This window comes from Actinoplanes utahensis, from assembly GCF_016862455.1.
In the GTDB taxonomy this organism is placed as follows: Bacteria; Actinomycetota; Actinomycetes; order Mycobacteriales; family Micromonosporaceae; genus Actinoplanes; species Actinoplanes utahensis.
Genome location: NZ_BOMZ01000018.1, coordinates 45,813 through 67,570 on the forward strand (window position 1 = coordinate 45,813; position 21,758 = coordinate 67,570).

General features: G+C 70.4%; 16 protein-coding genes and 2 pseudogenes. 13 read left to right on the forward strand and 5 right to left on the reverse strand.

Annotation, left to right across the window (positions count from 1 at the left end; all coding sequences use genetic code 11):
• Window positions 1-513: 513 nt before the first annotated feature.
• On the forward strand, window positions 514-1,182 hold the full coding sequence (locus Aut01nite_RS05820) for a hypothetical protein (RefSeq protein WP_043521951.1): 669 nt from the start codon (window positions 514-516) through the stop codon (window positions 1,180-1,182).
• Between the two features lie 275 nt (window positions 1,183-1,457).
• Here the strand turns inward: Aut01nite_RS05820 and Aut01nite_RS05825 are convergent, their stop codons facing one another.
• Complete coding sequence (locus Aut01nite_RS05825) at window positions 1,458-2,366, reverse strand: hypothetical protein (RefSeq protein ID WP_152628458.1); 909 nt, start codon at window positions 2,364-2,366, stop codon at window positions 1,458-1,460.
• Window positions 2,367-2,488: 122 nt separating this feature from the next.
• Between Aut01nite_RS05825 and Aut01nite_RS05830 the strand changes: the two genes are divergently transcribed.
• From Aut01nite_RS05830 to Aut01nite_RS05850, 5 genes are all read left to right on the forward strand, one after another.
• Window positions 2,489-6,835, forward strand: a complete 4,347-nt coding sequence (locus tag Aut01nite_RS05830) for a PDDEXK-like endonuclease domain-containing protein (RefSeq protein ID WP_043521948.1) — start codon at window positions 2,489-2,491, stop codon at window positions 6,833-6,835.
• A gap of 341 nt (window positions 6,836-7,176) precedes the next feature.
• Entirely contained in the window at window positions 7,177-8,850 is a 1,674-nt protein-coding gene (locus Aut01nite_RS05835) for an EAL domain-containing protein (protein WP_043521947.1), read from the forward strand.
• Window positions 8,851-8,870: 20 nt separating this feature from the next.
• The gene (locus tag Aut01nite_RS05840; RefSeq protein ID WP_043521945.1) at window positions 8,871-9,260 is read left to right on the forward strand and encodes a cupin domain-containing protein; all 390 of its coding nucleotides are present in this window, start codon (window positions 8,871-8,873) and stop codon (window positions 9,258-9,260) included.
• 208 nt (window positions 9,261-9,468) lie between these two features.
• Window positions 9,469-9,981, forward strand: a complete 513-nt coding sequence (locus tag Aut01nite_RS05845; RefSeq protein ID WP_043521944.1) for a MarR family winged helix-turn-helix transcriptional regulator — start codon at window positions 9,469-9,471, stop codon at window positions 9,979-9,981.
• The gene (locus tag Aut01nite_RS05850; protein WP_043521943.1) at window positions 9,978-11,063 is read left to right on the forward strand and encodes an S-(hydroxymethyl)mycothiol dehydrogenase; all 1,086 of its coding nucleotides are present in this window, start codon (window positions 9,978-9,980) and stop codon (window positions 11,061-11,063) included. The genes Aut01nite_RS05845 and Aut01nite_RS05850 overlap by 4 nt, the downstream gene beginning before the upstream one ends.
• 24 nt (window positions 11,064-11,087) lie before the next feature.
• Here the strand turns inward: Aut01nite_RS05850 and Aut01nite_RS05855 are convergent, their stop codons facing one another.
• Window positions 11,088-12,224, reverse strand: coding sequence for a DNA polymerase ligase N-terminal domain-containing protein (locus Aut01nite_RS05855; protein WP_043521942.1), 1,137 nt, complete (start codon window positions 12,222-12,224; stop codon window positions 11,088-11,090).
• Window positions 12,225-12,303: 79 nt separating this feature from the next.
• Between Aut01nite_RS05855 and Aut01nite_RS05860 the strand changes: the two genes are divergently transcribed.
• The 4 genes from Aut01nite_RS05860 (at window position 12,304) to Aut01nite_RS05875 (ending at window position 17,080) form a co-directional block, all read left to right on the forward strand.
• Window positions 12,304-12,447, forward strand: a complete 144-nt coding sequence (locus Aut01nite_RS05860) for a hypothetical protein (protein WP_161790572.1) — start codon at window positions 12,304-12,306, stop codon at window positions 12,445-12,447.
• A gap of 82 nt (window positions 12,448-12,529) precedes the next feature.
• A complete protein-coding gene (locus Aut01nite_RS05865; RefSeq protein WP_043521941.1) occupies window positions 12,530-13,636 on the forward strand; it encodes an FAD-dependent monooxygenase in 1,107 nt (368 codons plus the stop codon).
• Window positions 13,637-13,780: 144 nt separating this feature from the next.
• On the forward strand, window positions 13,781-15,535 hold the full coding sequence (ctaD, locus tag Aut01nite_RS05870) for an aa3-type cytochrome oxidase subunit I (RefSeq protein ID WP_043521940.1): 1,755 nt from the start codon (window positions 13,781-13,783) through the stop codon (window positions 15,533-15,535).
• A 207-nt stretch (window positions 15,536-15,742) separates the two neighbouring features.
• Complete coding sequence (locus Aut01nite_RS05875; RefSeq protein ID WP_204037454.1) at window positions 15,743-17,080, forward strand: MFS transporter; 1,338 nt, start codon at window positions 15,743-15,745, stop codon at window positions 17,078-17,080.
• Between the two features lie 752 nt (window positions 17,081-17,832).
• On the opposite strand, the pseudogene Aut01nite_RS45055 reads toward Aut01nite_RS05875, so the two are convergent.
• The 3 genes and pseudogenes from Aut01nite_RS45055 to Aut01nite_RS05885 form a co-directional block, all read right to left on the reverse strand.
• A pseudogene (locus Aut01nite_RS45055) lies at window positions 17,833-18,265 on the reverse strand (endonuclease/exonuclease/phosphatase family protein); the annotation flags it as partial.
• A gap of 54 nt (window positions 18,266-18,319) precedes the next feature.
• Complete coding sequence (locus Aut01nite_RS05880) at window positions 18,320-18,898, reverse strand: isochorismatase family protein (protein ID WP_043521939.1); 579 nt, start codon at window positions 18,896-18,898, stop codon at window positions 18,320-18,322.
• A 27-nt stretch (window positions 18,899-18,925) separates the two neighbouring features.
• Window positions 18,926-20,212 carry a nicotinate phosphoribosyltransferase gene (locus tag Aut01nite_RS05885; RefSeq protein WP_043521938.1) on the reverse strand — a complete coding sequence of 429 codons (1,287 nt, stop codon included), beginning with the start codon at window positions 20,210-20,212 and terminating at the stop codon, window positions 18,926-18,928.
• Window positions 20,213-20,331: 119 nt separating this feature from the next.
• On the opposite strand from Aut01nite_RS05885, the gene clpS reads away from it, so the two are divergent.
• The 3 genes and pseudogenes from clpS (at window position 20,332) to Aut01nite_RS05900 (ending at window position 21,700) form a co-directional block, all read left to right on the forward strand.
• On the forward strand, window positions 20,332-20,622 hold the full coding sequence (gene clpS / locus Aut01nite_RS05890) for an ATP-dependent Clp protease adapter ClpS (RefSeq protein WP_043521937.1): 291 nt from the start codon (window positions 20,332-20,334) through the stop codon (window positions 20,620-20,622).
• A 27-nt stretch (window positions 20,623-20,649) separates the two neighbouring features.
• Window positions 20,650-21,150, forward strand: a complete 501-nt coding sequence (locus tag Aut01nite_RS05895) for a DUF2017 domain-containing protein (protein WP_043522197.1) — start codon at window positions 20,650-20,652, stop codon at window positions 21,148-21,150.
• A 53-nt stretch (window positions 21,151-21,203) separates the two neighbouring features.
• Window positions 21,204-21,700 (forward strand): annotated as a pseudogene (locus Aut01nite_RS05900) (M67 family metallopeptidase).
• Window positions 21,701-21,758 lie beyond the last annotated feature (58 nt).

Consider the following 21,758-nt stretch of genomic DNA (forward strand, 5'->3'; position numbering starts at 1 on the left):
GTGGGCGCGCACAGCATTCGGGAACTGACGGGTATCCGACACTCCCGACCTGTCCCGTCGGGGCCATTGATCAGCTGTGGACGCTTCGGCGGCCGTTCTGGAAACGGGACGCGCGTACTGCAATTGTTTGCGCCCTCTGCGGAGTGGGGCCCGGGTGGTGGGGCGGTGATCATTCGGCGTCTCGCATCGCAGGTGAGACTGGAGTTGATCACGCTGCGTGCTGCGCTGTTTGCCTCGGTGTCACCACTTGGAAATAACTCTCCGGTTGAATATCCGGTACCGGCGAATAGCGAAACGGCCGTGCAAGTTGCGCGAGGGCCGCGATGCGCAAGTTGCATGTTTCGCGGTCCGAGAGCCCGCCGCCCCATCGTTGTGGCCATGGATTGATCCACAAGTTCCCATTCATTCATGGTTGTATTTGTGATCTCGTTGTTGCCCCTTCCAGTCGATCATTGGAAGTGCAACTCTTCTAGCCAGCAGTGACGTCGGCATCACGGACGGTGGTGGTGAGGAATGCGTCCAGACGTTCTCGTCGGTCCGAGCGATTGGCTGATCGAGCAGTTCGGCGACAAGGTCGCCGACGAACTGTGGACCCGCGTGCCGGAAGCATTGAGCACGGCGATCGATCGCGAGGTCCACGCTCACCCGGCCATGACCCAGACCATGGAACGTGTGCTGGGGAATCCCCGATGGTCGTTGCCGTACGAGGAGCTCGTGCTCTTCCTCGGCACACTGCCGGGAGCCGAGATCATCAGTGTGCCGCGCTCGGTCTATCAGCTGGTGCTGATCAACGGCCATGTGATCGTGCCCTGGTGCTACGGGCAGTCGGCCCGGATGTCCATGCGGGACGCCGAGGTCGGCCGTTCGTTCGGCCGGCTCGCCCGGGAGTTGCTCCGCCGGTTCGGCCCGCCGTGGCGCCGTTCCCCGGTCGAGTCTCCGCTTCCGCTCGACGCGGTCGACGAGCGCGAGGTCGCGAAGATCTGCGGCGCGATCGCCCGGATCGTTCCGAAACCCGAGGTGGTCATCGCGGGCTATGCGGGCGCCCCCAACCTGGGCCTGCTCCGCGCCTGCCTCGGCGAGATCAAGTCCACTGACAACGGCACCCTGAGCTGGAGCCATCTCGACGATCTGCCGTTGCCGCCTCCCGTGATCCCCCGCCCACGACGCATGCAGTTCCCCTGACGGGGAGACGAGACGGGCCGGCCCCTCGGGCCGGCCCGTCTCCGTGGACCCGTCCGAGGGGCCCGACCCCGGTTCGGCGTGTGGAGTTCGGGCGGGGCATGGCGGCCGAACCACACACACCCAGCCGGGGTTGACCGGGACGGGCCTGCAGGAGTGGCACCGGGGGACGATCGGGAGGGGACGCCCGCCGCAGCCGCGGGGAGGCACGGGACCTGCGTGGCCCGTACCGGGAAGCGGTTTTGAGAAGTGCGGCGGACCGGAGGTGACAGGCGGTGTCAGTGGGGTGGTGGGGCCAGGTACGCGGTGGAGAACGGTTCCAGGCGGGCGCGCATGTCCGCGTATGCGGTGACCAGCATCGGGGGCAGGATGATGCCGGCGGCCAAGGTGAAGGCGCCGTCCATCAGGGTGGCGACGGCGAGGCCGCCGGTCGTGCCGAGGGCGGTCGTCAGGACCGCGCCGGCCAGGCCGAGGCCGACCGCGGCGGCCACGGTGATGCCGAAGATGGTGGCGACGCGGGCGACGGACGTGCCGAAGTCGGCGTGGAAGATGGCGAAGCAGCGGCCGATCCCGGACCCCGGTTCGAGGGTGACGACGACGGTCAGGACGGTCAGCACCGCGGCGACGTAGAAGACCGGCAGGACGCACAGCAGCACGGACGCCCCGGTCAGCAGCCCGCCGAGGAGGCCCCAGCCGAGTACCGCATGGGTGCGGCGGAGCCCGTAGCCGGCGGCGGCCCGCAGGCTGACCGGCTGACCGGTGGCGGCGAGGACGACCAGCCGCACGGCGATCGCCGTGGCGATCGCCGACACCAGGGCGCTGGCCAGGAGGGCCGCCAGCAGGACGAGGTACGCCTGGAACAGTTCGACGAGCGGGGCGAACCCGGCGGTGGTGGCGCCGCGAACCGCGGTGGCCTGGAGCCGCTCGTTCTCCGCGGTGAAGTACGCGTCGGCCGGGACGGTCAGGGCGAGGGTCGGCAGGACCAGGATCGCGTGCAGGACCAGTGACGGCTTCCAGATCCGCGCGGCCAGGGTGACGCTGCGCCGCCACCAGCCCTCGTAGTTCGGGCTGACCAGCGGGTCAGCCGGTGTCGGGTAGAACGACGCCGGAATGAGCGGCGGTTGCCCGGGCCAGTAATGCCCGTTCCCGTCGCGTTCCGCCCAGTCCTGGTTCACGTGCTTCCCCAATGACGCTCGATTTCAAGATAAGCGGGCGTCACCTTAGCGGCTCCTTAAGTCGATCCGCCGCCCCTGGGACCCATGGCCGCGCCCCGAGAATGATCCGCTCACCAGGGCCTAGACTTCTGCGGATGGCCGAGCAGCGGGAATCGCCCACGACGATCCGGGATCGGGCCGTGGCGGTCGCCGACTATCTGCTGGCGGTGCGAGCCCAGATGGACCGCCCGGCGCGGACCGTGCCGTCCGACGCCCAGTGGCTGCATGCGCTGCCCCGGCACGCCGACTGCCAGGCCGGTCCGGCCGCCGACGGCGCCTCCTGGCTGCGGGTCGGCCGCCCCGAGATGCCCGGCCCGGTGGCGGTCCCCGCCGGCCTGCGCCGCCGCCTGCGTGGCGAGGTGACCGCATCCGAGGAGCCCGCGGCCGAAAAAAGCCAGGTGACCGCGGCCGAAAAAGGCGAGGCGGCGGCTGGGAAGGGCGAGGCAGCGGCCGAAAAAGGCGAGGCGGCGGCTGGGAAGGGTGAGGCAGCGGCTGGGAAAGGCGCGGCGAGCGCGCCTGGAGAAGAAGCCGGTGACGCGGAGTTCGACGCCTGGCGGGAGGAGGTGTGGCGGCCGTGGTCCGAGCTCACCGCCGCCACCGAGCAGACTCGTGAGCTGCACCGCCGCCTCTTCGACCGGATGCACCAGCTGGACATGGCCGCCGCCACCACCGAGCTGGTCTGGGGCCACGGCCTGCTGGAGACCGTGGTCGACGGCAACCGGGTGCGGTACCCGCTGGTCGCCACCCCGGTCCTGATCGAGTACGACGCGGACCGCGCCCTGATCTCGGTCTCCCCGGCCGGCCCGTCCCGTCTGCAGATCGAGGCCCTGACCGGCCTGGACGAGCGGTACCTGGCCCAGCTGACGAGCCTGACCGGCCCGGGCGGCACGCTCGAGATCGACCTGTGGAACGACGCCGACCGCCGAGAGCTGTTCGAACGCGCCCTGACGAGGCTCGGCTTCGACCGGACGGTGATCACCGGCGCCGCCGCGAAACCGGACGCGGAGGCCAGGGGCGCGGAGGCGTACATAAGAGATGTGGGGGTGCTCTTCGCCCGCCCGAAGCAGCGCCATCTCCGGGGCTTCCTGGAGAACATGCGGGACCGCCTGACCGAGGGCTCGCCCGGTGGTGTCGGCGCGCTCGCCGCCGTGGTGGCGCACGAGCCGAGCCGCCTGCGGATGCCCGACGACCGCCCGGAGACCTGGGAACGGGTGGGGGAGCGGCTGCTCATGCCGCTGCCGACGAACGAGGCGCAGGAGTCGATCGCCCGCCGCCTGGCCCATCACCGCAACGTCGCCGTGCAGGGGCCGCCCGGCACGGGCAAGACGCACACGATCCGCAACCTGATCTGTCATCTGATGGCGAACGGGAAGCGGGTTCTGGTGGTGGCGCAGAAGGAGGAGCCGCTGCGGGTGCTGCGCGACGGCCTGCCGGAGGAGGTTCAGCCGCTCTGCCTGGCGGTGCTGGGCCGCACCACCGATCAGCTGGTGCAGTTGCAGCTGGCGGCGCGGGAGCTGTCGGACCGGGCGGCGACGCTGGACCGGGTGGCCGAGGAGCGCCGGGTGGATCGGCTGACCCGGAACCTGGAGGAGGCGGAGCGGGAGCTCGCCGCCGCGATGGCGGGACTGCGGCTGATCGCCGAGAGCGAGGCTCAGACGTACCAGATCGGTGGTGTCGCTCTTCTGCCCGCCGAGGTGGGCGCGTGGTTGCGCGAGCGTGCCGCGGCGCACGGCGGCATCCCGGATCCGGTCGCCGGTCCGCCGCCGTTGACCATCGAGGAGTTCACCACCCTGCTGAAACTCGCGGTCCGGCTGACGTCGGAGGACCGCGCGGCGGCGATGCGGCCGTTGCCGGAGATCTCCGACCTTCCGGATGCCGCCGCTGCCGCGGCTTCCCGGGAGACGGCGGCGGAGGCGGAGGCGCGCCTGTCGCGGCTCACCGACCAGGGCGTCGATCTCGCGGCGGTACGGGCGGAGCGCCGCCCCGGCATGTCCGAGCTGTTGACCGAGCTCCGCGACGCGGTGGCCTGGGTCCGCCGGCGGGAGGGCACCTGGACCGACCGGTTGGGCCGGCTGCTCGACGATCCGCACTGGCGCACGCTCTGGAACGACCAGGTGGTCGCGACCGAGACGTTGTTCGCCGAGCTGGCGACGCTGACCCGGGAGGTGTCCGGGCACCGGATCACGGTTCCGGAGCACATTCTGGCCGAGCCGAAACTGCTGCTCACCCGGCTGGCGGAGGTCCGGCAGCGGTTCGAGGCGGGTAAGAGCCTGAGCCGGTTGCTGCAGTCCGGGCTGTACCGGCTGGCCGACGAGGTGCGGGTGGACGGCGAGCCGTTGCGTACCACCGCTGATGTCGATCTCGCGGTGAAGGCCGTCAAGCGGTCGCAGGCGCGGAGCCGGCTCGGCGAGTCGTGGTTCGAGTGGGTCGAGCGGCTGGCGATCCCGGAGCCGCCGGGCGGCCGGGGTGATCCGGAGATCTGGGCCGGTGCGCTGCTCGCCGAGGCGACCCAGTCGCTGGACTTCGATCTGAACCGGTGGCCGCCGCTGGCCCGCCGGATCACGGCGCTGATGCCGCAGCACGAACTGGCCGTCGACGCCGCCGCGCTGGCCGCCGCGGCCGAGGCGCTGGACGCCGCGACCGAGATGTTCGCCCTGGACAAGGCCGAGGCGGTGGAACGGGCGGTCACCGAGCGGGTAGCGGCCTGGCCGGAGCTGGCCGAGGCGTGGCGGACCCTGGACGACTGGGACGAGCGGATCGCCGAGGTGCGCCGGCTGGTGCTGTTGCAGCCGGACGTGCTGCGGTTCGACGCCGCCTACCACCGGCTGGCGGTGGCCGCGCCGGAATGGGCGGCGCTCATCGCGAACGGCGAGCATCCGGTGGTCTCCGGCCAGGCGTGTCTGGAGGCGTGGGAGTGGCGACGGGCGCAGACCTGGTTCGACGGTGTGGTCGGTGACGTCGACCCGGCGGTGCTGGCCCGGCGGGTCGAGCGGGCCCGGGACCGGATCCGCCGGCTGACCGGTGAGCTGGTGGTGGCGTCGGCGTGGCTGGAGGTGTCCCGGGCGCTCGACGACCGGCGCCGGGCCGCGCTGGCCGACTGGACCACTGCGCTCCGCAAGATCGGCAAGGGCACCGGGCGGGGCGCCGCGGCCTGGCAGGCGCACGCCCAGCGGGCGATGGAGTCGGCGGTCACCGCCGTGCCGGTGTGGGTCATGTCGGTGGACCGGGCGATCGAGCAGTTCGCCGGGGGCGCGACGTTCGACGTGGTGATCGTCGACGAGGCGTCGCAGGCGGATCTGTTCGCGCTGCCGGTGCTCTCGCTCGCCGAACGGGCCGTGGTGGTCGGCGACGACCAGCAGATCGGCCCGCAACTCGGGTTCGTCGGCTCGGTGGACGGCCTGATCCGGCGGCATCTGACCGGGGTGCCGTCGGCCGAGCACTTCGATCCGGAGTCGTCGCTGTACGACCACGCGGTTCGCCGTTCCCCGGAGCGGATCCTGCTGACCGAGCATTTCCGCTGTGTGCCGCAGATCATCGAGTTCTCGTCGCGGCACTACTACGACGGCCGGATCCGGCCGTTGCGGGCGGACCGGCCGGCCCTGCCGCCGATCCAGACCGTGCACTGCCCGGACGGGGTGCGCCAGCCGCTGGCCGGGTACGGCGACGTGAACCTGGAGGAGGCCGCGGCGCTCGTCGAGCGGATCACCAAGATCGTGGCGGATCCGCGGTACGACGCCCGGACCCTCGGCGTGATCAGCCTGCTCAGCAGCAGCGGGCAGGCGGCCTGGCTGCTGGAGCAGATCCGCGAGGCGATCGGGGAGGACGAGATCCAGGCGCGGCGGCTGCGGGTCGGCGACGCCTACACGTTCCAGGGCGACGAGCGGGACGTGGTGCTGGTCTCGATGGTGGTGTCGGAGCGGGATCCGCGGATCGCGGCGTTCACCAAGCGGGACTACCACCGGCGGATCAACGTGGCGGCGTCGCGGGCCCGGGACCAGCTCTGGATCTTCCACTCGGTGCGGCCGGGCGCGCTGCCGGCCGACGACGCGCGGGGGCGGCTGCTGGCGTACGCCATCGATCTGCCCGGGGAGGCCGCCGCGGCCGACACCGGCGCGCCGTGCGAGACCGACTTCGAGCGTGCGGTGTTGAAGGCGCTGGTGGGCCGGGGGTACCGGCCGATCCCGCAGTTCCGGATCGGCGGCTACCGGATCGATTTCGTGCTGAACGCGCCGGACGGCAGGCGCCTGGCGATCGAGTGTGACGGCGACGCCTATCAGGGGCCGGAGCAGTGGGAGAGCGACGTACGCCGGCAGGCGGTGCTGGAACGGGTCGGCAACTGTGTCTTCGTGCGGATCCGGGGCAGCGTCTTCGCGCGGGAACCGGAGGTGGCGATGCGGCCGGTCTGGCAGCGCATCGATGAGCTGCAGATCAGCCCGGCCTGAGAGTCACGCAGCGCGCATCGGTGAACGCGGTGGGTGCATGTGGGCGGCGGGGAGCGGGTAGGGGACTGCGGAAGGTTCCGTAACAGACACTCGTAGTGACAGTCTGTCATGGAAGGGGTCGGGGTTTTCGGCGGAAATGTAAGGGAACGAGGTCATCCATTCGGTTGTTTCATTACTCTGGATGGGCGATAATTCCCTGCTCCCGGCCTTGCCCGGCGGATACGTCAAAACTTTGACGCCTACGTCCACTGTTACCACGGCCTGGTGACAGGTCGTAATAGGTGAGGGGTCTTGGTGGCGTCGACGGGAGCGGCCGTGCGCACGGGGGGAGGTGGCGGGGGATGACGGTGCCCGACGAACGGGAACGCTGGACGCCGGCGCCGCCGCAGAGCCTTCCCGAACCCCGGCAGCCCGCCGACGACCGGGCCGCGTGGTTCACGTACACCGCCGCCGGCGATCAGATCGTCTGGTCCGCCGCGATGTCGGCGATGGTCGGCCGCGAAGCCGAGGAGAAGGGCAAGACCCGCCAGATCCTCTCCCGGCACGTGCACCGCGACGACCACGCCAAGGCGCTGGGCGCCATCACCGAGGCCTGGACCAGCCGGCGCACCGTGCACACCACGGTCCGGCTGATGCGTGCCGACGGCGGCTGGTTCGACATCGACTGCACCCTGGAGCCGATGGACGGCCCGGACGGCGCGGTGTGCGGGATCCGCGGCACGGTCCGCGACGTCTCGGCCCGCGAGCGGGCCCGCCGCGAGTCGGCCCGGCTCACCCGGCGCGGCGAGACCGTGCAGGCCTCCCTGATCGAGCCGGACCCGGCGACCGGTCTGCTGACCCGCGCGCGGTTCGCCGACGAGATCGACCGGGCGTTGCGCGGCGCGGGCGGCGCGCTCCTGGTGGTCCGGGTTCAGGCCGGAGACACCGCCGAGGGGGTACGCCCGGAGCGTAACGCCGATCTCCTGCACCACACCGCCCACCTGATCGAGGAGAGCGCCCGCCCGGAGCACCTGATCGGCCGGGTCGGCCCGAACGAGATCGCCGTCCTGCTCGCCCGGACCACCTGGCGCGCCGCCCGCGAGCAGGCCCGTGCCCTCGTCACCGTGCTGAGCGGGCACGTCCGGGTGTGGGGCGGCCTGGTCCGGTTCGAGCGCGACGCCGAGGCCGGCAGCCACGGCCTGCTGATCGACGCCGAGCAGGCCTGGCGGCAGTCCCGGGAGGCGGACCGCCCGATGACCCTGGTCGCGCATCCGGTGCCGGTCCGGGACCGGCAGGGCTCCTACCGCAGCCGGGTCGCCGACGCGCTCGGCACCGACCGGTTCACCCTCTACGCGCAGCCGATCCTGGAGTTGCAGACCAACCGGGTGACCCGGCACGAGCTGTTGCTGCGGGTGCTCGACGAGACCGACGGGCCGCAGTCGCCGATCCAGGTGCTGGACACCGCCGAACGCCTCGACGCGATCTTCGACATCGACCTCTGGGTGGTGGAGCGGGCCATGCGGCTCGCCGCCGAACAACCCGGCCTCTGCCTGCAGGTCAACCTCTCCGGCCGGTCGGTCGGCGACCCGCGGCTGACCAACGAGGTGGAGAAGCTGCTGGACCGCTACCGGGTGGATCCGGCGCAGCTCACCTTCGAGATCACCGAGACGGCGCTGATCGGCAACCTGAGCGAGGCGCGGCGATTCGCCGACCGGGTCCGTGACCTCGGCTGCGGCCTGGCGCTGGACGACTTCGGCTCCGGCTACGCGTCCTTCCGCTACCTGCGGCTCTTCCCGATCGACCTCGTCAAGATCGACGGGGAGTACGTGGTGGACCTCGTCGACAACCCGCAGGACCAGGTGCTGGTGCGGGCGCTGGTGCAGGTCTGCCAGGCGTACGGGATACACACCGTCGCCGAGTTCGTGCAGGACGAGCCCACTCTGCGGATGCTGCGCGAGCTGGGCGTCGACTACGTGCAGGGCTATCTCATCGGCCGTCCGTCGCCTGTCGTCCCGGGCCGGTTGCGAAAGGCCTGACCTGGGTACGGTCCAAAGCCATGGAGCACTTCACGATTGCCACTGTCGCTGAGCAGAGCCCCGACTTCCGCCGTGTGCTCTGGACCGGGAAGCACACCCAGCTCGTCATCATGACCGTCCCGCCGGGTGGCGAGATCGGTGAGGAGGTCCACGAGGTGGACCAGATCCTCACCTTCGTCAGCGGGATCGGCAAGGCGGTCGTCTCCGGGCAGACCCGCAAGGTCGTGCAGGGCGACCTGGTGGTCGTGCCGGCCGGCCGCAAGCACAACTTCATCAACGAGGGACCCAACCCGCTGGTCCTCTACACCGTTTACGGCCCGCCGGAGCACGCCGACGGCGCCGTGCACAAGACGAAGGAAGAAGCCGACGCTCTCGAGGAGGCGGGCAAGGACGAGCCGCCCGCTCAGTGAGCGAGTCACCCAGGTACACGACGCCGGAACCGGCCGAGGCCCCCCAGCCAGCCGGTTCCGGCGTCGTGTCGGGGTTGAGGTCCTGGGACAGCCTACCCGGCGAAGTTCACGGAAGTCGATCGAATCGAGCACCTATCCGTGATGCCGTGCGGGGGATCTCGGCCGTCCGGTCCTCACCACGGTCATGGATCGCCACTAACCTGCCAGCATGGACGAGCCGCGCTGGTTGACCGATGAGCAACAGCACATCTGGCGGCAGGTGGTCGAGGTGCTCGTCCGGGTCCCGGCCGCGCTCGAGGCGCAACTGCAGCGCGACTCCGGTCTCACCCACATGGGATACCTGGTGCTGATGTCCCTCTCCGAGCGCCCGGACCGCCGCCTGGCCATGAGCAAGCTGGCGAAACGTGCCTGCGCGTCGCTGTCCCGGCTCTCCCACGTGGTGGCCCGGCTGGAGGAGAAGGGCTGGGTGCGGCGGGAGCGCGACGCCGCCGACGGGCGGGTCCAGATCGCCGTGCTCACCGACGAGGGCTGGGCCAAGGTGGTGGAGTCGGCGCCCGGCCACGCCGAGGCCGTTCAGCAGCTGATCTTCGACCGGCTGACCCGCGCGCAGGCCCGGCAACTCGCGAAAGTCGCCGAAGCCCTCCTGGATTCACCGGTGGAGGTGGCAGGGTTGTCCGCACTGGACCGGTCGTCTTCGTCGAGGAGAGGTGTGCGCGGATGAGTCAGCGGGTGCGGGGCGTGATCGCCCGGGAGAAGGGCAAGCCGGTCGAGGTGGCCACCATCGTGGTGCCCGACCCGGGGCCGGGCGAGGCGGTCGTCAAGGTGCAGGCCTGCGGGGTCTGCCACACCGACCTGCACTATCGCGAGGGCGGGATCAACGACGACTTCCCGTTCCTGCTCGGCCACGAGGCGGCCGGCGTGGTCGAGGCGGTCGGCGACGGCGTCACGGACGTGGCGCCCGGCGACTTCGTGGTGCTCAACTGGCGGGCGGTCTGCGGCAACTGCCGGGCCTGCCTGCGTGGAAAGCCGTGGTACTGCTTCGCCACCCACAACGCCACCCAGAGGATGACCCTGGAGGACGGCACCGAGCTGTCCCCGGCCCTGGGCGTCGGCGCGTTCGTGGAGAAGACGCTGGTGCACGCCGGCCAGTGCACGAAGGTCGACCCGTCGGCCCGGGCCGCCGCGGTCGGCCTGCTCGGCTGCGGTGTGATGGCCGGGATCGGCGCCGCGATCAACACCGGCGGGGTGACCCGCGGCGACTCGGTCGCGGTGATCGGCTGCGGCGGGGTCGGCGACGGCGCGGTGGCCGGGGCTGCCCTGGCCGGCGCCACCACGATCATCGCGATCGACACCGACGACCGGAAACTGGAGTGGGCACGCGGGTTCGGGGCGACCCACACGGTCAACGCCCGCGAGCACGACGTGGTGGAGAAGGTGCGTGAGCTGACCGGCGGGCACGGGGCCGACGTGGTGGTCGAGGCGGTCGGTCGCCCGGAGACGTACAAACAGGCCTTCTACGCCCGTGACCTGGCGGGGACCGTGGTGCTGGTCGGTGTGCCCACGCCGGAGACGACCGTCGAGCTGCCGCTGCTCGACGTGTTCGGCCGGGGCGGGGCGCTGAAATCCAGCTGGTACGGCGACTGCCTGCCGACCCGGGACTTTCCGATGCTCACCGAGTTGTACCGGCAGGGCCGGCTCGACCTGGACGCGTTCGTCACCGAGGAGATCGCGCTCGACCAGGTGGAGAACGCGTTCGCCAAGATGCACACCGGCGACGTGCTGCGCTCGGTGGTGATCTTCTAGCTGCTCCCGCCGCGGCGCGGGATCTCAGGGCGGTGGGATCCGCATCCACAGCCGGCTCGCGCGGCCCGGCAGGTACGGGGAGTCCAGGCGCTTGGCGACGATGCCCGGCAGGCCCTGCGCGCGGGCGGTCTCCCGGGCGAACTCGCCGCCGCCGGAGAAGAACGGCGGGGTCTGCCAGTTCGGGCCGGCCAGCGACAGGCTCTCCAGCAGCTCCCGGCGCTCGGCGTAACGAACCAGTTCGACCGTGCTGTGGCCCTCCAGCCACAGCAGGTCGTACAGCATCAGATGAGCCGGGGTGCGGTCCGCCGCCCGCCGGGCCGCCGCGGGGTCCTTCGGCGCGGTGCGCCGGGCCAGCAGGCCCGGATCCGGGCGGGGCCCATCGAAAGTGACGATCTCACCGTCCAGCACGGCCTCGGCCGGCGCCAGCGCCGCGCCCAACGCGCGGATCTCCGGGTACCACGAGGTCACATCGGCGCCGGCACCGTCGGTGAGACGCACTCTTCCCCCCGAGATGTACGCGAGGACGCGGCGGCCGCCCCAGTCCATCTCGTAACCCCAGTCCCGGTCGTCCAGCGGCAGCCCGGCGGCCCGGGTCGCCAGCATCGGCCGTACCGCCTCGGGCATCGGCTCCCAGCCCGGCTCGGCCGGATCCATCCGCCGGACCCGCCACTCCCGGTCGTCGATCCGGAAGAAGACGTAACGCCCCTTGGTGCGCTCACCGTGGAAGGTGACACCGATCTCGTCGTCGCGCCACTTGTCGGCCTCGTACGTGCCCCGGTCGAAGATCGTCATCAGGCCGCCGCCGTACTCGCCGGCCGGGATCTCCCCGGCGAAGTCCAGGTACTCCAGCGGATGGTCCTCGGTGGGCCGGGCCAGGGCGTTGCGGGCCGGCTCCCGGGGCAGCCCGCGCGGTACGGCGAAGGAGACCAGCACGCCGTCGCGTTCCAGGCGGACGTCCCAGTGCAGGCTGCGTGCGTGGTGCTGCTGGACGACGAAGCGCGGATCCTTCGTACTCTGCCGCCCCGGCTCGCTCTGCCGCTCCGCCTCACTTCGCCGCTCCGCCTCACTTCGCCGCTCCGGTGATCGGCGGGGCGCGGGGATCGGCTCGGGGGTGCGCCGGGCGTCCCGCCTTCTCCGGTACTCGTCGAGACGGTCGCTCATGACGCGATTGTCTGCCCGCGAACTACCGGCGTGTAACTCGGCGCCGGAAAGTGTCATACCCCGGTGGTTGAGTGTCCACATGGAAACCTTGTCGCCCCGCACCCGGCACCGCTTCTACCGGCGCCGGCGTGCCGTCGCCCTGGCCCGCGCCGGCCGTGCGTTCGCGGCGGCGATGGCGATCCCGCCGCCGGAGCACGACGCCCCGGTTCCCGCTAACGGATGATCGCGGGTGTTCCCCCACATTGGTTGCTGGGGGTAATGTCGTCACTCCGACGCGTATCAATCGACAAGAAAGCGTTGGTGTCATGAGCTTGCGCATCCTCGTGGTGGGCGCCGGCATCGCCGGCTTGGCCGCGGCCCGGGGGCTGCGAGTCGCCGGTTTCCGGCCCGAGGTGGTGGAGGCTCTGCCCGCCACCATGCTGCCCAGCGCGGGCATCTATCTCCCCGGCAACGCCACCCGGGCGCTGCGGCAGCTCGGCCTCGACGTCCCGCTGCGCCCGCTGGGCGACCTGATCTTCCGGCAGGTGTTCCTCGACACCCGCGGCGGCAAGCTGTTCGAGATGGACGTCGCGGGCCTGTGGTCCGGTGTCGGCGAGTCCCGGGTGCTGTCCCGGGCCGATCTGCAGCAGGTGCTGCTCACCGGTGTCGGCGGCGGGGTGCGCTTCGACACCGAGGTGCGTGACGTCCAGATCGTCGACGGCGCCGCCAAGGTCGAGTTCTCCACCGGCGGCATCGCTGAGTTCGACCTGGTCGTCGCCGCCGACGGCCGGCGCTCCACGATCCGCGACAAGGTCGGGCTCGGCGGACCGGCCGTGCCGACCGGGCAGATCGTCTACCGCGCGGTGGTCAGCGGCGGTCCGCCGGTCACCGACTGGACGGCGGTGCTCGGCCGCCGCTCGCAGTTCGTGGCGATGCCGATGGGCGGACGCCGGCTGTATTGCCATGCCGACGAGACCGCGCCCGACGCCCCGAACCCGGCGGATCCGGTCGAGCGTCTGCGCGAGTTGTTCGGATCGTTCGGCGGCCCGGTCCCGGCGATCCTCGACAAGATCGAGAAGGTTCAGGTGGCCCGCACCGACGAGGTCGTGCTGCCGTCCTGGTCCACCGGGCCGGTCGTGCTGGTCGGCGACGCCGCGCACGCCACCGCACCGACCCTGGCCCAGGGCGCCGCGATGTCCTTCGAGGACGGCTGGGTCCTCGGGCAGGAGCTGCGGGACGCCGCCGGGGACATCCCGGGCGCGCTGCGGGCGTGGGAGGAGCGGCGCCGGCCGCGCTGCGCCGAGGTGCGCGAGCGGACCCGGGAGCGGGACCGCACCCGCGACGTGCCACCGGCTCTGCGTGACCCGATGCTGCGGCGCCGTGGGGTCAGCATCTTCACCGATCACTATCGGGCGCTGGTGTCCCCGGTCTGACTCGTCCTGACCCGACGGGTGATCTGGTGTGCTCTTTGGTCACCCCGCGACGGCTGAAAGTACGCGGGGGACTATTCTGCCACCCAGGTACGCCCGATCTTCGGGATATCCCGAGAGGGACGAACGAGACAACGGAGGCAATTCGTGACGACCGTTGCGCCGTCGCCGATCGCGACCCGACCATACCCGGTCCGGCGGCAGGTCAAGGGCTCGGCGTTTGCCCGGATCCTGCGGACGACGGACGCGAAGCAGATCGGGATCATGTACATGATCACGGCCTTCGTGTTCTTCCTGCTCGGTGGCCTGATGGCGCTGCTGATGCGCGCGGAGCTGGCCCGCCCGGGCATGCAGCTGCTGTCGCCTGAGCAGTTCAACCAGCTGTTCACCATGCACGGCACCATCATGCTGCTGTTCTTCGCCACGCCGATCGTGTTCGCGTTCGGCAACTACGTGGTGCCGATCCAGATCGGCGCCCCGGACGTGGCGTTCCCGCGGCTCAACTCCTTCGCTTACTGGCTCTACCTGTTCGGTGGCCTCATCACCATCGGCGGGTTCTTCACGCCGGGTGGCGCCGCCGACTTCGGCTGGTTCGCCTACACGCCGCTGAGCAACAGCCTGCACTCGCCGGGTGTCGGCGGGAACATGTGGGTCGTCGGCCTGGCCCTCTCCGGTCTGGGCACGATCCTCGGCTCGGTCAACCTGATCACCACGATCCTGACCCTGCGGGCCCCGGGCATGACCATGTTCCGGATGCCGATCATGACGTGGAACATGCTGGTCACCGCGCTGCTCGCGGTGATGGTCTTCCCGTTCCTGGCGGCCGCGCTGTTCGCCCTCGCCGCGGACCGCGTCCTCGGCGCGCACGTCTTCGACGTGGAGACCGGCGGCCCGATGCTCTGGCAGCACCTCTTCTGGTTCTTCGGCCACCCCGAGGTGTACATCATCGCCCTGCCGTTCTTCGGCATCATCACCGAAGTCATCCCGGTCTTCAGCCGCAAGCCCGTCTTCGGCTACAAGGGCCTGGTCGCCGCGACCCTGCTGATCGGCGCGCTGTCGATGTCGGTGTGGGCGCACCACATGTTCGCCACCGGTCAGGTGCTGCTGCCGTTCTTCAGCTTCCTGAGCTTCCTGATCGCGGTCCCGACCGGCATGAAGTTCTTCGTCTGGATCGGCACCATGTGGCGGGGCCAGATCAGCTTCGAGGCGCCGATGCTCTTCGCGGTCGGCTTCATGGTGACGTTCCTCTTCGGTGGTCTGTCCGGCGTCCTGCTCGCCTCGCCGCCGATCGACTTCCACGTCTCCGACTCGTACTTCGTGATCGCGCACTTCCACTACGTGCTCTTCGGCACGATCGTGTTCGCGGTGTTCTCCGGCATCTACTTCTGGTTCCCGAAGATGTTCGGCCGGATGCTCGACGAGAAGCTCGCGAAGATCCACTTCTGGCTCACGATGATCGGCTTCCACGGCACCTTCCTGGTGCAGCACTGGCTGGGCACGAAGGGCATGCCGCGGCGGTACGCCGACTACCTGCCGGCCGACGGGTTCACCTTCCTGAACACGTTCTCCACGATCGGCTCGTTCGTTCTCGGCCTGTCGACCCTGCCGTTCATCTACAACGTGTGGAAGTCGTACAAGGTCGGCAAGCTGGTCACCGCCGACGACCCCTGGGGCCACGGCAACTCGCTGGAGTGGGCCACCACCAGCCCGCCCCCGCTGCGTAACTTCGACCGGATGCCGCGGATCCGCTCCGAGCGGCCCGCCTTCGACCTGAAGTTCCCGGAGCTGGCCGCCGGCCAGACCATCGCCGGCCCGCCGGAGGGTGGCGCCAGGCCGCTCAGCGCCGAGTCCGACGGCGGCGCCACGTACGCCGAAGACGTCAGCACCGATCGCGACCGCTGACCCGATCCACCCCGAACGGCCCGTGCTCACCGAGCGCGGGCCGTTCGCGTCTCGTGACCGGGCGGTTCCTGTCCCGTGGTGAGAGGCTCGCCCCTCGGTGGGCGCGGGCCGTTTGTGTTTCGTCACATCGCGCCGGTGAGCAGTCTTAACCATTGGCTTTTCGTCGTACCCCCACGGCAGGATGGGCGGCGGAGGTCAGGATCCAACATGCTGCTCACGCCTTACCGCGAAACACTCGCGCTGCCGAAGATCACGTCCGTGCTGGTGGTCGCGACCCTCGCCCGCGTGCCCATCGCGGCGGCGACGGTGGTGCTCACCCTGCACGTCGTCGAGGGTCTCGGCATGAGTTACGGCGCGGCCGGCCTGGTCGGCGCGGCGTCGACGATCGGCGGTTCGATCGGCGCGCCGGTGATGGGCCGTCTCATCGACCGCTGGGGGCTGCGGCCGGTCCTGGTCCTCACCACGGTCGCCGAGGTGATCTATTGGCTCGTCGCGCAGGCGCTGCCCTATGGGGCGCTGCTCCCGGTCGCCGCAGTCGGCGGATTCCTGGCGCTGCCGGCCTTCTCGGTGGCTCGGCAGGCGATCGCCGCGCTCACCCCCGAATCGCACCGGCTGCCCGCGTTCGCGCTCGACTCGATGACCACCGAGCTGTCATTCATGGCCGGGCCCGCGCTCGGCGTGCTGATCGTCACCACCGGCAGCTCCCGAGGCGCGATGTTCGCCCTGGCCGCCGGCATCCTGCTCGCCGGCATCGGCCTGTGGCTGCTCGACCCGCCGGTCCGGGCCGCCCACGAGGCCCCCGTGTCCAGCGGCGAGCGGGTGCCCCGCAGCACCTGGCTCAAGCCCCGGTTCTTCGCCGTCCTCGCCGTCACCATGGCGGCCACCCTGGTCCTCTCCGGCACCGACGTGGCAGTGGTGGCCACCCTGCGGGCCTCCGGCGACCTGGAGTGGGCCGGTCTGGTGCTGGCGCTCTGGGCGCTGTTCTCGCTGATCGGCGGTTTCCTTTACGGCACCGTCCGCCGCGGCCTGCCCATCCTGGTGATCTTCACACCGATGGCCCTGCTGACCATCCCGGTCGGCCTGGGCGGCGACCACTGGTGGCTCCTGGCGCTGCTGCTGATCCCGGCCGGCGCCCTCTGCGCCCCGACGATCACCGCCAGCTCCGACGCGATCAGCCGGATGATCCCGGCCACCGCCCGCGGCGAGGCGATGGGCATGCACAACTCGGCCCTGACCGTCGGCGTGGCCTGCGGCGCCCCACTGGCCGGCCTGGCCATCGACCACTGGGGCCCGGCGTGGGGATTCGCCGCCGTCGGCACGGTCGGCGTCCTGGTGGCCCTGCTGGTCCTCCCCGCCGAGCTGCGCCGCCGCCGCGACACCCCTGCCCACCTCGAGCCTGACTCGTCTGTCGACGGCGAGCCTGCCGTGTCTGCGCACGGCGACCGTGCCGGCGAGCCTGGCTTGTCTGTCGACGGCGAGCCTGCCGTGTCTGCGCACGGCGACCGTGCCCGGTCCGTTCGCGGCGAGTCGGGTTCGTCCGCTTAGCACTGCTGCGGCGGATCTCGCCGTCGAGCGGTTTCGGGTCGGCGGCGCGTGCGCTCATCGTCGGCCGCTCCGCCATTCCGGACGTGCTACCGCCACAGCCGCTGTGGTCCGCTACGGGCCCCCGACGACGGCCAGAATGCCACGGATCAGCGGATCAGCGGATCAGCGGATCAGCGAAGGCGGGGCCGTAGCTGTCCACGCATGTCGCGAGAGTGGTGGTGTGGGTGGTTGTGGCGCGATTTGGCCCGTAGCTGTCTACGCATGTCGCGGGAGCCGTGGTGTGGGTGGTTGTGGCGCGATTTGGCCCGTAGCTGTCTACGCATGTCGCGGGAGTGGTGGTGTGGGTGGTTGCTGCGGTCCGCTACGGGCCGTAGCTGTCCACGCATGTCGCGGGAGTGGTGGTGTGGGTGGTTGTGGCGCGATTTGGCCCGTAGCTGTCTACGCCTGTCGCGGGAGTGGTGGTGTGGGCAGTTGCGGTTCGATTCGGGCCGTTGGTGGCCACTCACTCTTGCCGGGAGCTGCGTGGTTCGCGCGATTCCCGCGCCGGCGTTATCGGCCCGGTGTTCTGCGGGATCGATCTGCCGGCACGGTCCACCGGGACGGCCAATCGTGGGTGAGACCGTGCCGGGCCTGCACGGGAGGCGCCGGGGGACGATCGTGAGGGAGCGCCTACCGCAGCCGCGGGGAGCCACGGAACGTGCGTGGCCCGTACCGGGGAAAGGTTGAAAGAGGGAGAGCCGCAGACCGGAAGCGGAGCAGGCGGTGGAGATGCTCAGAGAGTCGCCGCTGTAGCTGCCGACGAGACGGTGCCGACGGGCGAAGATCAGATCAATCTTGGCGCTGCCGCCGCACGGCGGGGTGGCGCCGCACGGCGGGGTGGCGCCGCACGGCGGGGTGGCGCCGGGGGTGCCGGGGGCGGTCCACTCGCCGTACCCGAGGCAGTTGCCCGAGTCGTTGTCGTCCAGCTCGCGGTAGGCGCCGGTGTTGCCGTTGTTGTTGGCGACGTTCAGCGTCGGCGAGTATCAGTTGTCGAGCCGGCCGTAGCGGGCTGGCCGTTGAAGTCTCCGGCGATGACGGCGGTGTTGTAGGCCTCCATGCGGGCCGGCCTGTAGTCGAGCTGGTTCACGTTGTGGCCTTGCCGTTCGCGGCGATCTCGTTGCTGGTGGTGATGTGGGTGCCGCAGAAGTCCGGATCGAACATTGTGAAGATGTGAAGTCACGCCGATGTGGAGGGGCTCCGTCAGGCGTCCACGACGGGCGTGCCGGTGGTGCCGACCGAGGCGGCGCGCAGTTGCTCCAGGGCGGCCTCGGTGGTCGCCCGGGCCACGCCGGCGGTGAGTTCGAGGACGACGGTGGTGTTGAAGCCCTCTCGCGCGGCGTCGAGCGCGGTGGCCCGTACGCAATGGTCGGTGGCGATGCCGACCACCTCGACGTCGGTGACCCCCTTGGCCCGCAGCCACCCGGCGAGGGTTTCGCCGTCTTCGCCGTGACCCTCGAACCCGGAGTAGGCCGCCTGGTACTCGCCCTTGTGGAAGACCGCCTCGATGCGGTCGGTGACGAGCTCGGGGTGGAAGTCGGAGCCGGCCGAACCGGCGACGCAGTGCACCGGCCAGGAGTCGACGAAGTCCGGGGTGTCGCTGAAATGCGTCCCCGGGTCGATGTGCCAGTCCTTGGTGGCGACCACGTGGTCCCAGCGGTCACCGGCCTTGTCGAGCACCAGCGAGATGCCCTTGGCGACTGCCGCGCCACCGGCGACCGCGAGTGAGCCGCCCTCGCAGAAGTCGTTCTGAACGTCCACGATGATCAATGCGCGTGACATGTGTGCCCCCATGCGGTGGAAACGAGGCTAGGCGGTGGGAACGATCACGACCGGGATGGCCGGGTCGCCCGCGGAGAGCTTGAGGCCCTCCCACGGGATGGAGATCAGATTCTGCCGGAGGTGGTCGCGGGACTCGGTGAGACTCGGCGAGTCCTGCACCGTGCCGGCGGCGATGTAGGAGCGCTGCAGCAGCCGGTCGTTGGCCTGGTGGTCGGGCACCCCCTGGGAGAAGATGATCTCCTCGGTGGCGGTGCCGGTGGGCTTGTGCCGGCGGATCGCGACCTTGCGGCCGCCGACGGTCGCCTTGTTCTCCGAGCGTTTCACGACCGGGCGCCCGTCGACCTCGACCAGTTTGTAGACCAGGCTGGCGGTGGGCGCGCCGGAGCCGGTGACCACCGCGGTGCCGGCGCCGTAGATGTCGACCGGCTCGGCGGCGAGGGTGGCGATCGAGTACTCGTCCATGTCGCCGGAGACGATGATCTTGGTCTCGGTGGCGCCCAGCGAGTCCAGCAGCTCACGGGACTGCTGGGCCAGCACCGACAGGTCGCCCGAGTCGATCCGGACGGCCCGCAGATCGGGCCCGGCGACCGCGATCGCGTTGCGGATGCCCTGACTGATGTCGTACGTGTCGACCAGCAGCGTGGTGTTCTTGCCGAGCGCCGCGACCTGTGACCCGAACGCGGCCGGCTCGTCGTCGTGCAGCAGCGTGAACGCGTGCGCCGACGTGCCGGTGGTCGGGATGCCGTAGGCGCGGCCGGCCGCCAGGTTGGACGTGGAGGCGAAACCGGCCAGGTAGGCGGCCCGGGCGGCGGCCACCGCGGCGTGCTCGTGGGTGCGCCGGGAGCCCATCTCGATGATCGGGCGCCCGCGGGCCGCGGTGACCATCCGGGCGGCCGCGGCGGCGATGGCGCAGTCGTGGTTGAGCACCGACAGGATCAGCGTCTCCAGCACCACGCACTCGGCGAACTTGCCGGACACGGTCAGGATCGGTGATCCGGGGAAGAACAGCTCGCCCTCGGAGTAACCCTCGATGTCGCCGGTGAACCGGTACTCCGCGAGCCAATCGGCGCAGGCCTCGTCGACGATCCCGGCCGAGCGCAGGAACTCGATCTCGCCCGGCTCGAACCGGAAGTCGCGGATCAGCTCGATCAGCCGGCCGGTGCCGGCGACCACGCCGTACCGCCGGCCGGTCGGCAGCCTTCGGGCGAACACCTCGAAGACGCAGTTCCGGTCGGCGGTGCCGTCCCGGAGCGCGGCGCTGACCATGGTCAGCTCGTACTGGTCCGTCATCAGGGCCGGCGCGATGGTCTCCACGCCTCACACCCTATTGCGCCGCGGGCCGCGATGCCGACCATGGGGCTCGACGCGGCCGTTGACCAGCGGTTCGATGCTCCGGTTCACCGGTTCGCCGAATCCGGTGGCAACATGGGGGCATGGCGTTGCCTCAGGTTGCTCCCGTCGAGACGCCGGAGATAGAGGAAGTACCGGCCGAGGATCGGCCATGGGTGACCATCGTCTGGGACGACCCGGTCAATCTCATGTCGTACGTGACGTGGGTCTTCCAGAAACTCTTCGGCTACAACAAGGAAAAGGCCGAGAAGCTGATGATGGACGTGCACACGAAAGGCAAGGCGGTGGTTTCCACGGGTGCGCGCGAGCGCATGGAGATGGACGCCAACCAGCTGCACGGATACGGTCTCTGGGCGACTGTCGACCGCGGTTGACGGCCTGACGAGCGGGTGGGGAAGAAGATGTTCCGACGCAGCGGTGGCCAGTGTGTCGCCACGTTCGCGCACGACGAGGTGCGAGTCCTGCGGAAAGTGGCGGCCGAGGTGGTCGGTCTGCTGACCGACGGCATGGATCACACCGATCCCGTGGTGAGCCGGCTCTTCCCGGACATCTATCCCGACCTGCCGGAGGATTCGCAGGAGTTCCGGCTCTACACCGAGGGCGATCTCAAGACCAGCAAGATCGACCAGGCGGGGGCGATCCTCGCCGCCCTTCCCGACGAGGGGGAGGGGGAGGTGCGCCTGGACGGCGAGGCCGCCGAGGCCTGGCTGCGGGCGATCAACGACGCCCGGCTGGCCATGGGCACCCGCCTGGAGATCAAGGCCGACACCGATCTGGGCGAGGAGCTGGACGACGCGGTGCTCGAGGACCCGGGTTCCAGCCGGGTCTTCCAGCTCTCGGTGTACGCCTACCTCGGCTACCTCCAGGAATCGCTGCTCAACGCGCTCCCTGAGATCCGTTGAGTGTGGCAACTGCCACGCTGGGCTCGGCGAAATCTCACGGTAATGTGAACGACGTGCTGACCATCGACCGAGCGATCATCGACGCGATCGTCGCCCACGCCCGCCGGGACCACCCCGACGAGGCCTGTGGCGTCGTCGCCGGGCCGATCGGCGAGGACGTGCCCACCCGGCACATCCCGATGGACAACGCGGCGCGCTCGATGACGTTCTACGAGTTCGACTCGATGGAGCACCTGCGGGTCTGGCGCGAGATGGACGACCTCGACGAGGAGCCGGTGGTGATCTACCACTCGCACACCGCGACGGAGGCGTTCCCGTCCCGCACCGACATCTCCTTCGCCGGTGAGCCGAACGCGCACTATCTCCTGGTGTCGACCCGCGAGCCCGATACGGAGGAGATCCGCTCGTTCCGTATCGTGGACGGTGTGGTGACCGAAGAAGAGGTCAACATCGTGGATGCGACGGTGAAGGCGTGATTTCCACAGCTGTGCAGTCGTTCATGTTCGGGCAGAGCCCGGCGTCGGTCTTCTACGAGTGTCGCTGCCGTTAACAGCGATCCGACCCGACCGACCCCTGCCCGTTTTCGTTCGACTCCTCTAGGAGAAATG